Source organism: Photorhabdus hainanensis, from assembly GCF_018448965.1.
Lineage (GTDB): Bacteria > Pseudomonadota > Gammaproteobacteria > Enterobacterales > Enterobacteriaceae > Photorhabdus > Photorhabdus akhurstii.
Genome location: NZ_RCWD01000001.1, coordinates 299,998 through 311,935 on the forward strand (window position 1 = coordinate 299,998; position 11,938 = coordinate 311,935).

The window sequence follows — 11,938 nt, forward strand, 5'->3', positions numbered from 1 at the left end:
TGGCGTCTTTCACTGGGGCGATCCGGTTATCGGCATCTGGTTTCTCAGGTCCAATGTCCTGCTGGCCTCCAGGTTATTACTGAAAAACGCGTTGATTTGGTTTCCTACGTTGAAAGATCATCTTTTTAATGTTTTTCAAGTTATATTCCCGCCAGTAATTGGCGGGAATATATCAGTACACTGATTGCTTACATCAAACATTTTTGTAATTAAATGAATGTGTTCTTGAATATTTCCACAATGGTTCCCAGTAGGATTCAATGAAAGTTTTTACCGCATCTTCTCCCTCAATAAGATAGTTGAACTCTGAAAGATATCCCGGGTAGAGATTATCAGAACCAACCACGTAGAGTTCATCGTCAATTATTGTTACTTTTGCATGATTCCCAGGAGCAGGGGCAACTTTGGGATATACCGGACCACTTGCTTTAATTAAAGACCGGAATGGGCGTCCTATAGAACCTACCTGTGGAGGTCTTTCAGCAAGAGGCGGTTCTTTTAGCGTAGCAGTATAAGAATTTTCATCCGGGGTGGGCCATTTGTATGTAGTACCTTCAATCGAAAGCTCTTCAGGTACTTTGTCTGTAAAGAAAAAAGGGGCAATCTCTATTCTTTTCAGTGCGGCTAGCCTGATTCCATCCGGATCTTCCAGCTTCTCATCGGTATGCTCATCATGTGTCAAATAGTATTTAAATATTTCAAACGTTCTTTTGGCTCCAGAACCAAAAGAATATTGATCACCAGCGGCGCCTGCGGCTGCATCAAGTGGCGATACAACAACTTGAACTTCCAGTTCGGGATTGGCAAGTAATGCTTCGATCAACCATCGGCACACATGATGATCTCGCCACTGTTTTTTCCATGCACTGACAAGATCCTGTTGGGACATGCGAATTTTTTTCTTTGCATTCTTTATTATAAACTCTTTCATTATTTCAGAGCCTTTTTTATAATCTGTTCGCATATCAGGCCCAGACCAATATTTACCTACGGATAATATCCTGCTTGCTTTCTTATATTCTGGGTCCTTAGGTGGATTTTTTAGGCATTCTTCTTTTTTTCTGTCTATATATTTAGTAACGTGATCTTTCTTTAATGGATCTTTTGGCTTTCCCACAATGCCATTTGCATTAACCCATTTATTTTCATCTATATCAAAGAATTCTTTAGTTAGAAGGTCTGTATCAGACTCCCACATGTTATTTAAAAATAATTGTGAGCTTAATGATGCCGTTCCTATAACTTTAACAGAGACATCATGAACTGGAGGGTAATTTTTAAAGAGATCCATATTTAAATTATGGCCCCCGACAAATGACTCAATTCCATCAACTGCGATAATTTTTGTATGATTCCATGTCATTCTGGTGTCATCTTCTGGAAACAGTTCCTCTGGCAGCACCTTCTTCTGTAATGATACTTTAAGCCCATCTACTATTCTGAAAAACCGACCAATCCATATTTCAGGTATACACTCCCAATGCTTTCTCCTTTCCTGAATTAATTGAATAATATCACTTTTCAATGCCAGATATTCAGGGGTGCCTTCGAAGTATGAATTCACGCCGTTTAACAAAGATGTCGGTGTTTGAGCGAATAAGAACCTTATCTGAGTTCTGTCCTTCCTGTTTATTTTTTTGGTAAATGCGCGATCAATAGCTGATAGGATAACTTTTCTCCACTCTGCATCCGGGGCATTTAAGGAGGAAATATCACAACGATAACGCATTTTTTCCAGAATACTTACAATAGCATCTTCAAATTCCGCTTCCCTTTTAATAGCTTGTGGCATTATCTCTTTTCCAAAAGGAAATCCCCATATTTTGGGAGTATCAAATATTTTTACATAGTTGATTTCACTTGTTTTATGAAAGTAACCGTCCAGTTTTTTTTGTAAACCATCCAATAAATTCATATATGTATCCTCCGGGCAACAATTTTTTACATATCAACCAACAGCCTGCCAGCATCAGACAAACTATTTATAATCATAATCAATTTTTGATAGGAGGAGATTAAAAAAGATAAAACAGGGATCACGTATTTTCAAATCTAGGTTATTGCGTCTATTCATTAAAGGATGTTTATCATGGGAATAGACATATCGAAATCAATGATTGCATAGTGCGATAAAATGTTGCATTTCATACAAATGCGTTTTATATCGCATGTAGTACAAAATCTCAGAGGGGCAAATTAAACTATGGCTATCAGTATAAGTTTGGATGATGATTTCGTGAATGATGTAAAAATTCACGCAGAAGCTTCAAGCAGAAGTGTACTTAAGCAAATATTTTTATTCTGTTGTATTATGTAACTGTGTAAGTTACATTAATTCATGTCAGAGAGGCAGCCTGCTACTAAAGACTCGGGAACAGAATCAAGAGAAATAGTTCAACTCCCTAATTAACGCTGTTTGCTTCTGGTATGACCCGGCTATGCATCTATTGATGATTTGCAACGAAGTGCATCTATTAATCTATATGAGAGAAAAGATATGCCTACACTTTTTGACCCAATTCGCATTGGTGATCTCGACTTGCCAAATCGCATCATTATGGCTCCTCTGACACGTAACCGTGCAGAAGGAGAAGGGCGTGTCCCTAATGCGCTGATGGCGGAATACTATGCTCAGCGCACTTCCGCGGGTTTGATTATCAGCGAAGCGACTTCCGTAACCCCACAGGGAGTTGGCTACGAGAATACGCCGGGTATTTGGTCGGATGAACAAGTTGCTGGTTGGCGATTGGTCACGGATGCTGTGCATGCTGCCGGTGGGCGTATTTTTATACAGCTTTGGCATGTGGGGCGGATATCGGACCCTATTTTCCTTAATGGAGAACGGCCGGTGGCGCCAAGTGCAATTGCGGCTGATGGTCATGTTAGTTTATTACGCCCAAAACGTCCTTTTGTGGTTCCACGGGCGCTTGAGTCTGAGGAAATTCCCGGTATTGTCGAAGCATTCAGGCGCGGAGCGGAAAATGCGAAAACGGCAGGGTTTGATGGAGTAGAAATACATGGCGCCAATGGATATTTGCTCGATCAATTCTTGCAAGATAATGCTAATCTGCGCACAGATCAGTACGGAGGTTCAGTCGAAAATAGGGCGCGATTACTGCTGGAAGTGACAGACGCCTGTATTTCGGTTTGGGGATCATCACGTGTCGGTATGCATTTATCCCCACGCGGCGGCTACTACTCTATGGCGGATTCCAATCCTGTGGCGACGTTTGGATATGTAGCACGTGAACTTGGTAAACGAGGTATTGCTTTTATCTTCTCACGTGATGCTGTGGTTGATGGTGATTTAAGTAAGGAAATAAAAGAGGCTTTTGGGTCAACTTATATTGCCAACGAGGAACTTACTAAAGAAAGTGCCGAGCAAGTTCTTGCTGACGGGCGGGCTGACGCAGTGGCTTTTGGTCAATTATTCATCGCCAATCCAGACTTGCCTCACCGGTTTTTAATTGAAGCGCCATTTAATGAACAACAACCGGAAACTTTTATGGTTCCTGGCGCTATAGGCTATACTGATTATCCAGCGCTTACCTAGGTAAGGGGATATCTTACCCGCAATGGATAGCCTAACATGAAAGATGTTCGAATTGTTTTCCGGGGATGTTAATTTAAAGTTCTAATGGCGCTTTTTGGTTGAACGTCCCAAGATATCCGGCCGGCTCATTTTATAAGAGCCGGTCATATTTCATTGCAGGATAGTTTGAAGGAGAATGATAATGTCAGATTCATTAAATGTATCTATTGTTCGCCGTTTTTATGACTCTATGGGTGATATTGATGTTCTTCGCCAGATCATGGCAAGTGATGTTATTTGGGATATTACCGAAGGTTCCCGATATGGTGGGATTTATGAAGGAATCGAAGATATACTCAATAATTTCTTTGTGCCATTTCTAAATGATATTGATGATTTTGTTGTGGACAGTTCTGAATATTTTGAATCAGATGATCATGTCATTGTTCTGGGGAATTATTTGGGACGAGTGAAGAGTGGTAAGCGGTTCATTGCTCGTTTCGTTCATATATGGACTGTGCGGGATGGACGGTTAGTTAAATTACAACAAACTGCCGATACGCTTAAAATTGAGCGTGCTCACGCAGATTATTCCATTAGGTAGCATCGGTTGCCATGCTTGTAATATTAACTAAGCCAAACAATAGTATACGGCGGCAAAACGGGAGGAGTAGGAATGTTAATCAGACAAGTTAACATTCTGAATTTCATTTCTTGTTATGTGACGAAATTAGTGACATACTACGGGGCCTTATTGTTCATATTTTGCTATTCTTCCGTAACATCCTTCAAGGTATACAGGATTTTTCAGTGCCAACATCTACCCGTTTTGCTGTTGCTATTCATATTCTCACCGATATCGCGCTTCACCACGGACAAGCTGTGCGTTCTGAGGATATCGCAAAAAGTGTGAATACTAACCCGACTGTTGTTCGTCGGCTCTTAGGCGCCCTTGCGGAGGCTGGTCTGACTTATTCGCAAATGGGGCAGGGCGGTGGCGCGTTACTCGCCCGGCCGTCGAAGCAAATCTCATTGTTAGATATTTATCGCGCAGTTGAAGATCCTCTGTACTTTACCTTGCACCGTTCTAAACCCAATCCCAAGTGTTATATTGGGCACAATATCACGCCAGTATTAGAAGATGAATTTTCGCGTGTTGCCTGTGTGCTAGAAACTGCTTTAGCTGAAACAACGGTGGCTGACATAGTAAATAAGGTCGAGGATTGCGCGGGTTTTCCTTTCACCTCGCATGACCTATGCCAGTAGGTAAAATAGTTACCACGATTACAGGCTTTAATCACAATGGATGTCTCATTATGGCGTTATCATTTTGTTAAGCGCTTTTTGTTAAGCACTTTGCCTGGGCTCGAACTTATACGAAAATAGGTGATATTGGTTGTTTTGATGTTTTGTTTCATCTTCACTTTGTTGATTGAGCAGTTTTATCAGTAATTTTCCGGTGTCCCTGCCTATTTGGGGATAATCAATGCGAATTGATGTCAGTGTTGGCTGTGTGTGGTCACAGTTATCTGAACCTTCCATACAAGCTATAGCCAAATCAACGGGTATTTTAAGTAGACGCCGCTGACATTCAAATATGACACCCAAGGCAATTACTTCATGACTGCAAATCACACCTTCTAGTTCAGGTTGACGTAATAACATCTCAGTAATTGCTTGGCGACCAAATTGCATGCTGGCAGTATCCGAGGTAGTGATATTTTGGTCTGCATTCTGATAGTGATGCAGCATGGCTTTATGCCAGCCATTAATTTGCTGATTGCGTAAACGGTTGTCCATTTGGGCGCCAATATAACCGATATGCTTGCGGCCATTATTTAACATATGTTCAGTCAATGTATAGGCGGCCGCGGAAAAATCGGTTTCTATATTAATTGCCGTCTGTTGTTGATGAGAGCCTGCAACATTAATAATTGGAATATTGATATGAGAAATATTGTTGTAGGTTTTATCTGCCAATCGCGAACTGAAAATCACCAATGCTGCTGCATTGCTTTGCAGTAGTGTCATGATAATTTCGGCTTCTTTATTATGGTCATATTCATGACATCCAAGCAAAACTTGAAAAGCATGTTTATTCAGCACCTGTTGCAGTGACTGTATAAATGTAGCGCTGGCTTTATCTGTCAGTGAGGGCACAAGCACAGCGATAATATTACTTTGGCCTGAAGCAAGTACGCCGGCAGCGCCATTTGGGATATATCCCAATTCCTGTATGGCTTGTTCAATTTTTTCTCGTAATTTATCCGATACCATTTCTGGTGTTCTCAATGCGCGTGAAACTGTCATTGAACCGACACCGGCATACTTAGCAACATCTTGTAATGTTACTCGCCCTGTATTACGGCGTTTTCGTGTCTTTTTCATCAAAATATTTTTCTGTTTTTTTAATTAACTGCTATGAATTTGACGATGGGATTCTACCTGATCTCAGGCAATTCGTGGGAAAAAACCATAAATGTACTTTCGCTTTTTGGTGAATTAATCAGATAACAAATGATAGCGCTATCACAATAATGAATTACGATCATAGATAGCGCTATCATTTGTGACTAATATCACTAGTAGAAGACAGAAGACAGAAGACAGAAGACAGAAGACAGAAGACAGAAGACAGAAGACAGAAGACAGAAGACAGAAGACAGAAGACAGAAGACAGAAGACAGAAGACAGAAGACAGAAGACAGAAGACAGAGGGCAGAAGATAGAAGACAGAGGGCAGAAAGTAGGTAGAGCGGAATGAGATTTTTGTCAGGGGGAATTGATGCTAAAGAGGTTACTTACCCAGGATGTGATCCAAGTGATACCGGATATTGAAAATTGGCGCGAAGCAATCGCGATTGCTTGTCAGCCTTTGGTGGAAAATGGCGCCATTTCTTCTCGCTATATTGATGCTATTTATCGTTCGCATGAGGCAATTGGTCCCTATTATGTTGTCGGTCCCGGAATCGCTATGCCACATGCCAGACCTGAGGAAGGGGTCAATAAATTGGCTTTAGCCTTAACCGTGATTAGTAATGGAGTGGGGTTTGGGTCTGCGGAAAATGATCCGATCAAGTTGTTGATTGTTCTAGCAGCAACTGACAGCCATAGTCATATTGAGGTGATCGCTCAGCTTGCTAAGTTGTTTGATAATCAACAGGATGTTGCATTGTTGATGAGTGCCAAAAGTAAAGAAGAGATTCTTGCCGTGATTAACCAGTATTAAATCGTTATTTTTTGCTATGGGGAAACAGTATGAAAATCACCGTCGTTTGCGGACATGGGTTAGGTACCAGTTTGATGATGGAAATGAGTATCAAAAGTATTCTGAAAGAGATGGGAATCGATGCCAGTGTTGATCACGTCGATCTAGGGTCAGCAAAAGCAACTCAAAGCGATATTTTTGTTGGTACTAAAGATATTACGGAACAACTAGTTGTTCAGGCCGTCGATGGCAAAATTGTTGCGCTGGACAATATGGTGGATAAATCGGCAATGAAAGTACGTCTGTCCGTGGCATTAGCGGAACTTGGTGCTCTGTAATCGGGAGGAAGTTATGGAATTTTTCCATTTTCTGATGAGTGTCCTATCAGAACCTGCGATTTTGGTTGGTCTTATCGCGCTTATTGGTTTGATCTTGCAAAGGAAACCGGTGACGGAATGTATCAAAGGCACCATAAAAACCATTATGGGGTTTGTGATCTTGGGGGCGGGGGCTGGATTAGTCGTCTCTTCGCTGGGGGATTTTGCTGAGATTTTCCAACACGCTTTTGGTATTCAGGGGGTAATGCCAAACAACGAAGCCATTGTTTCTATTGCGCAAAAAGGTTTTGGTAAAGAAATGGCAATGATCATGTTCTTTGCTATGGTGATTAATATTTTAATTGCACGTTTTACCCCGTGGAAATTTATCTTTCTGACCGGGCACCACACATTATTTATGTCCATGATGGTCGCGGTGATTTTGGCGACAGCAGGGATTAAAGGCACGATGCTAGTGGCTATTGGTTCTGTGGTTGTCGGCGTTGCTATGGTTTTCTTTCCGGCGATTGTTCATCCATATATGAAGAAAGTAACAGGTTCTGACGACGTTGCCATTGGGCATTTTTCCTCGCTTTCCTATGTTCTATCTGGTTTTATTGGCAGCAAATTGGGAAATAAAGCGTACTCAACAGAAGAAATGAATGTTCCGAAAAGTTTGCTGTTTCTGCGTGATACACCAGTTGCCATCTCTTTTACGATGGCGATTATTTTTATGATCAGTTGCTTATTTGCTGGTGGTGATTTTGTGAGAGAAGTCAGTGGTGGGAAGAATGGATTTATGTTCTCGCTAATGCAATCTATTACTTTTGCCGCTGGTGTATACATTATTCTGCAAGGTGTGAGAATGGTCATTGCAGAAATCGTTCCCGCGTTTAAAGGAATTTCTGACAAACTGGTACCAAATGCTAAACCAGCGTTAGATTGCCCGGTTGTCTTCCCTTACGCGCCTAATGCAGTATTGGTAGGGTTCTTGAGCAGTTTTGTGGCTGGTGTCATCGGTATGTTTATACTGTATGCACTAGGTATGACGGTCATTATTCCTGGCGTAGTGCCACACTTCTTTGTTGGTGCGGCTGCCGGAGTTTTTGGTAATGCGACAGGGGGACGTAGAGGCGCTATTCTCGGGGCTTTTGCTCAGGGATTTCTGATCACCTTCTTACCCGTGTTCCTGTTACCGGTTTTGGGGGATATTGGTATTGCCAACACGACATTCAGTGATGCTGACTTTGGCGCGTTGGGCATTCTGTTAGGTATTATTGTTCGTTGATTGTGGAATATCTGATCTTGGCATCGAAACAGGGTCATAAACACCCTGTCTCTTGCCAAAATGTTGATGTAAACCATTTGACTATGATAAGGCATCGATTAATGCTCATAAGAATCTCTTGGTTTCATCGTTTTTATATAAAGTCTTCAACAGAAATAAGAAAGTAAATTTTCAAAAAAATGATTATTTAGTCACGTTTTTAGCCCTTTATTTTAGTTTGTCAAATTGTTATCCATATATCAGTTAGGGGAACTTAAACAAAATTCAGATTAATTAAACAGGTCAGAGAGAAATATGTAGCAATGAAATCTATTGTTTATAGCAAAATATGGCCTATGGATTGAAGGTATTTGGGGGGAATATAAAGATCATAATTATTCTCTTTGCAAAGTGTTCTTAGTTCAATTGCTGAGTTAACTGATAGTTTCTCATAGATACTTTCGAAATATTTTTCCACAGTGCGATATGAAATTTTCATTTCGTCAGCGATATATTTATTGCTAACCCCACGGCAGAACAAAAAAATGATTGTCCATTCTTTTTCTTTTAATAGATTGTTAGGTTGCTGAAATCGGATTGATATAGCAATATTGTTCTCCATATAATGAGATACGGTAAAGTTATGTATTTCTCTGGCATGAGCAATTATGCCAATACACTGTTTATTTTCATCCATTAATGGATATTTATCACAGAAATAGGATGTAGTTTGTTCGTTTTTGGTTTGAGGGAAAGTGCTAAGAGATGATATTCGTTGCATACCCTGCAATACCTTATGATCATGTTCCTCAAAAAGATGAGCAAATTGATTAACGGGTGAAGGTAACTCTTTATCGGTATACCCAATGATATCAAAATCTTCAGGTAATTTATTAGCCTTAATAAATATTTTATTTGCATAAATAAATCGGAACTCCTTATCTTTTACAAACCACGGTTCTGAGCTTTTATCCCACATATTAGTTAATTGAGGAGTAATAAAAGGGACTTTTTTACATCCTGATTGACTCATATTTGACCTTTATAACATTATTACCTTATAAAAAAATTTGAATAAATAGACGATATTTATAAGTAAGACAATAAGAACCTTTTTGGCGCATAGAGATCAAAACTATTTAGTCGACAATATTCCTCCAGTTGTGAGTTTGAGTTAACTTTCAATTTATTATAAATCTTTCTTATATATTCCTCTATGGTTTTATCTGAGATTTTGAGTAATTGACAGATTTGTGTCCTATTATATTTTTGTAGAAAAAGGAAAACAATTTCCCATTCCTGTTCAGTAAGGAGATGAGTTGGCGATTGAAATATAATAGAAGCAGGTAGTTTACTGTGGAATAACCGAGTCAATGAATTATCTTGAACTTTCCAGGCATGGAGAAGAATACCGATGCACTCATTGTTATCATCATAGAATGGAAATTTTTCTTGGAAATAAGATGATAAAACTTTATCTCGGCCAAATACATGTGTCTCTAATGATAAAAAGCTATCTCTATTTCTTATTACCTGAAAATCCTGTGTAATAAAATCTTTGGCAAATTCATTACCTTTCCAAGGGATATCACTATCGTATTTACCTTCATAATCATAGTTGGCATTTATATTTTGGAGTTTAATTAATGCATCATTACCATAGAGAAAGCAGGAAGATTTATCTTTTATCCCCCACGGTTCGTTGCTTACTTCCAGGGTATTGATCATTTGTAGCGAAGTAGTGGAATTTTTTCTAGTCATATTCATGTAATATTTTGATTTAGGAAAACATCATGCTTTCTTGTTGCAAAAATTTCTCTGATGCGTTGAGCTTAAAGTCATTGAGACAACGATATCCCTCTAGTTTTTGGATAGTGTATTTTTGTAAAAATAGGAAAGTAATCGCATGCTTAACTTGAGTAAAAAGTTCATATGGTGTTTGGCACATAACGGATGCTAGTAATTTTCCATAAAACAGACAGGTTAGAGAAAAAATTTTTGCTTTATTTACATGAAAGAGAGTACCAAGACAGTGCTGCGAATCCTTATCTTCTGTAATTGGTGCAGGTAATTCACTTGCTGCAAGTTCGGTAATATCAGAATTTTTAGATAAGTTTAATTGTTGGCAAAAAGACAGATTGGCATAGATAGATTTTGGCTGGCAATGTTTAGCTTCCCAAAGATTATAGTTTTTTTCTCTCAGGTAAACTAATTGCGGAGTGATATTATTTTGTTTGTTTTTTATATTTAACATGACAACTCCTTAATGAGTATTTTAATCATTATCTGAAGAGTTTTTCTATTGATTTCATTTAAAATAACCTGATTATATAACAGATTGCAATAATTAATTCGTATAAAGATAAAATTTATCGATTTTTACCTAAATCTGTTAGTCGAATAGTTTATTATTTTATGTAAAAATACCTTTATGTGAGAAAATATAAACATCATTATTGTTTAGCGATAAAATTATTTAAATCGTTTTATGGCGGTTTGATTTAATAGTTAACATCTTTTCCTGTATTTGTATTTTCCCTGGCTGTCGAAATCATATTATATGGTTTTTGTTCTGTAAATTAAGACGTTGCCTGTAATAATAATAAATCAATGAGCATGATCAGATTAGACTCGAATGAAGTGATCTCGTTGATTTCCGCATCAAAATAAATTGCCTCGTCATATAGTGCAAAGTGCACATCAGCCAGTGAAGCCAATGGATTAGCAGATGAGCGGGTGAATGCAATGACTGTCATACCAATATTATGAGCAATGCGTACTTTATCCAACACCTGTTCTGTCTGACCGCTGCGAGAGATGGCGATAAAAACTTCATATTTCATCGCATTACTTAGGAAGATCTTACGGCTATCTCCTGGATCGGATCTAAAGGCCGTTTTCCCTAGCACTTGCAATTTTTGCGTCAAATAATTGACAAATAGCCCGGAAAAACCGGCGCCGTAGAGAAAGAAGCTCTCTTTCTCACGCAGCAGAGTGCTAAAACATGACATCATTTCTGGTGTGACCAAAGTGAAAGTTTTACGGTAATTAGTCACGAAGTGTTCAAATGCATCAGGAATTATCTCATCATGATGGGGTTGCGTATTCCCGGAAATGGACGTACCGCCGGATAGCAGTTGTTTGCAGTACCAAATAAATTCACTGTAGCCACTGAACCCCAGTTTCTGGCATAGACGCATAATAGTGGCAGGAGAAATGAACGTAGCTTTTGCCAGCTCACGTACTGTAATTTGCCCAATTAACAATGGATGCGTGGTTAAATAGGATAATACGCGGTATTCCGCGCGAGTTATTTTTTCGCTGCGCTGTAATAAGGGTGTTAACCGATTATCCATTATCTATTATCCATTATTTATCCAGTGATAGCAGGCAGCCATATCATATACCCGTTATCTTTTAAGTTGCCTCTTTGTTGGCTGAACTCGCTCACCCCGGTCACATAGTTATCTATGCTCCCAGGGATTCGCTCCCTCGCCGTCGCGATGCATATTGAAATCCTAGGGTATATATGTTCGGCTGTTCGATAATCGAATTGTGGTGAATTTTCTTAATCTCCTCAAGATAATGATTGCCGGACAGTGAGCCGGCTCGCA

12 protein-coding genes are annotated in these 11,938 nt (G+C 39.3%); 6 read left to right on the forward strand and 6 right to left on the reverse strand.

The genetic code is table 11. From position 1 onward, the window contains the following. Positions 1-193: 193 nt before the first annotated feature. Positions 194-1,915: a phospholipase D-like domain-containing protein gene (locus EAE92_RS01355; protein WP_214066767.1), complete on the reverse strand. Its 1,722-nt coding sequence runs from the start codon at positions 1,913-1,915 to the stop codon at positions 194-196. A gap of 582 nt (positions 1,916-2,497) precedes the next feature. Here EAE92_RS01355 and EAE92_RS01360 point away from each other — a divergent pair. From EAE92_RS01360 to EAE92_RS01370, 3 genes are all read left to right on the forward strand, one after another. After that, the gene (locus EAE92_RS01360) at positions 2,498-3,553 is read left to right on the forward strand and encodes an alkene reductase (protein WP_214066768.1); all 1,056 of its coding nucleotides are present in this window, start codon (positions 2,498-2,500) and stop codon (positions 3,551-3,553) included. 181 nt (positions 3,554-3,734) lie between these two features. Beyond that, entirely contained in the window at positions 3,735-4,136 is a 402-nt protein-coding gene (locus EAE92_RS01365; protein ID WP_036807590.1) for a nuclear transport factor 2 family protein, read from the forward strand. Between the two features lie 206 nt (positions 4,137-4,342). After that, entirely contained in the window at positions 4,343-4,798 is a 456-nt protein-coding gene (locus EAE92_RS01370; protein ID WP_214066769.1) for an Rrf2 family transcriptional regulator, read from the forward strand. Positions 4,799-4,879: 81 nt separating this feature from the next. Here the strand turns inward: EAE92_RS01370 and EAE92_RS01375 are convergent, their stop codons facing one another. After that, on the reverse strand, positions 4,880-5,920 hold the full coding sequence (locus EAE92_RS01375) for a LacI family DNA-binding transcriptional regulator (RefSeq protein ID WP_214066770.1): 1,041 nt from the start codon (positions 5,918-5,920) through the stop codon (positions 4,880-4,882). Between the two features lie 397 nt (positions 5,921-6,317). On the opposite strand from EAE92_RS01375, the gene EAE92_RS01380 reads away from it, so the two are divergent. The 3 genes from EAE92_RS01380 to ulaA are packed head-to-tail and all read left to right on the forward strand — an operon-like array spanning position 6,318 to position 8,345. Then, a complete protein-coding gene (locus EAE92_RS01380; protein WP_036775473.1) occupies positions 6,318-6,761 on the forward strand; it encodes a PTS sugar transporter subunit IIA in 444 nt (147 codons plus the stop codon). Between the two features lie 29 nt (positions 6,762-6,790). Beyond that, complete coding sequence (locus tag EAE92_RS01385; RefSeq protein ID WP_040149532.1) at positions 6,791-7,078, forward strand: PTS sugar transporter subunit IIB; 288 nt, start codon at positions 6,791-6,793, stop codon at positions 7,076-7,078. Positions 7,079-7,091: 13 nt separating this feature from the next. After that, the gene (ulaA, locus tag EAE92_RS01390) at positions 7,092-8,345 is read left to right on the forward strand and encodes a PTS ascorbate transporter subunit IIC (protein WP_214066771.1); all 1,254 of its coding nucleotides are present in this window, start codon (positions 7,092-7,094) and stop codon (positions 8,343-8,345) included. A 316-nt stretch (positions 8,346-8,661) separates the two neighbouring features. On the opposite strand, the gene EAE92_RS01395 is transcribed toward ulaA, so the two are convergent. The 4 genes from EAE92_RS01395 to EAE92_RS01410 form a co-directional block, all read right to left on the reverse strand. Continuing rightward, complete coding sequence (locus EAE92_RS01395) at positions 8,662-9,357, reverse strand: helix-turn-helix transcriptional regulator (RefSeq protein ID WP_214066772.1); 696 nt, start codon at positions 9,355-9,357, stop codon at positions 8,662-8,664. 56 nt (positions 9,358-9,413) lie between these two features. Then, on the reverse strand, positions 9,414-10,091 hold the full coding sequence (locus EAE92_RS01400) for a helix-turn-helix transcriptional regulator (protein WP_339959338.1): 678 nt from the start codon (positions 10,089-10,091) through the stop codon (positions 9,414-9,416). A gap of 13 nt (positions 10,092-10,104) precedes the next feature. Further along, positions 10,105-10,578: a hypothetical protein gene (locus tag EAE92_RS01405; RefSeq protein WP_214066773.1), complete on the reverse strand. Its 474-nt coding sequence runs from the start codon at positions 10,576-10,578 to the stop codon at positions 10,105-10,107. A gap of 325 nt (positions 10,579-10,903) precedes the next feature. After that, a complete protein-coding gene (locus tag EAE92_RS01410; RefSeq protein WP_214066774.1) occupies positions 10,904-11,680 on the reverse strand; it encodes a MurR/RpiR family transcriptional regulator in 777 nt (258 codons plus the stop codon). Positions 11,681-11,938 lie beyond the last annotated feature (258 nt).

Excerpts from the sequence above, each read along its gene's own strand:
- EAE92_RS01395 (WP_214066772.1), bottom strand. The coding sequence starts at position 9,357 with ATGAGTCAATCAGGATGTAAAAAAGTCCCTTTTATTACTCCTCAATTA.
- EAE92_RS01385 (WP_040149532.1), top strand. The coding sequence starts at position 6,791 with ATGAAAATCACCGTCGTTTGCGGACATGGGTTAGGTACCAGTTTGATG.
- EAE92_RS01400 (WP_339959338.1), bottom strand. The coding sequence starts at position 10,091 with ATGAATATGACTAGAAAAAATTCCACTACTTCGCTACAAATGATCAAT.
- EAE92_RS01380 (WP_036775473.1), top strand. The coding sequence starts at position 6,318 with ATGCTAAAGAGGTTACTTACCCAGGATGTGATCCAAGTGATACCGGAT.
- ulaA (WP_214066771.1), top strand. The coding sequence starts at position 7,092 with ATGGAATTTTTCCATTTTCTGATGAGTGTCCTATCAGAACCTGCGATT.
- EAE92_RS01360 (WP_214066768.1), top strand. The coding sequence starts at position 2,498 with ATGCCTACACTTTTTGACCCAATTCGCATTGGTGATCTCGACTTGCCA.
- EAE92_RS01355 (WP_214066767.1), bottom strand. The coding sequence starts at position 1,915 with ATGAATTTATTGGATGGTTTACAAAAAAAACTGGACGGTTACTTTCAT.
- EAE92_RS01410 (WP_214066774.1), bottom strand. The coding sequence starts at position 11,680 with ATGGATAATCGGTTAACACCCTTATTACAGCGCAGCGAAAAAATAACT.
- EAE92_RS01365 (WP_036807590.1), top strand. The coding sequence starts at position 3,735 with ATGTCAGATTCATTAAATGTATCTATTGTTCGCCGTTTTTATGACTCT.
- EAE92_RS01405 (WP_214066773.1), bottom strand. The coding sequence starts at position 10,578 with ATGTTAAATATAAAAAACAAACAAAATAATATCACTCCGCAATTAGTT.
- EAE92_RS01375 (WP_214066770.1), bottom strand. The coding sequence starts at position 5,920 with ATGAAAAAGACACGAAAACGCCGTAATACAGGGCGAGTAACATTACAA.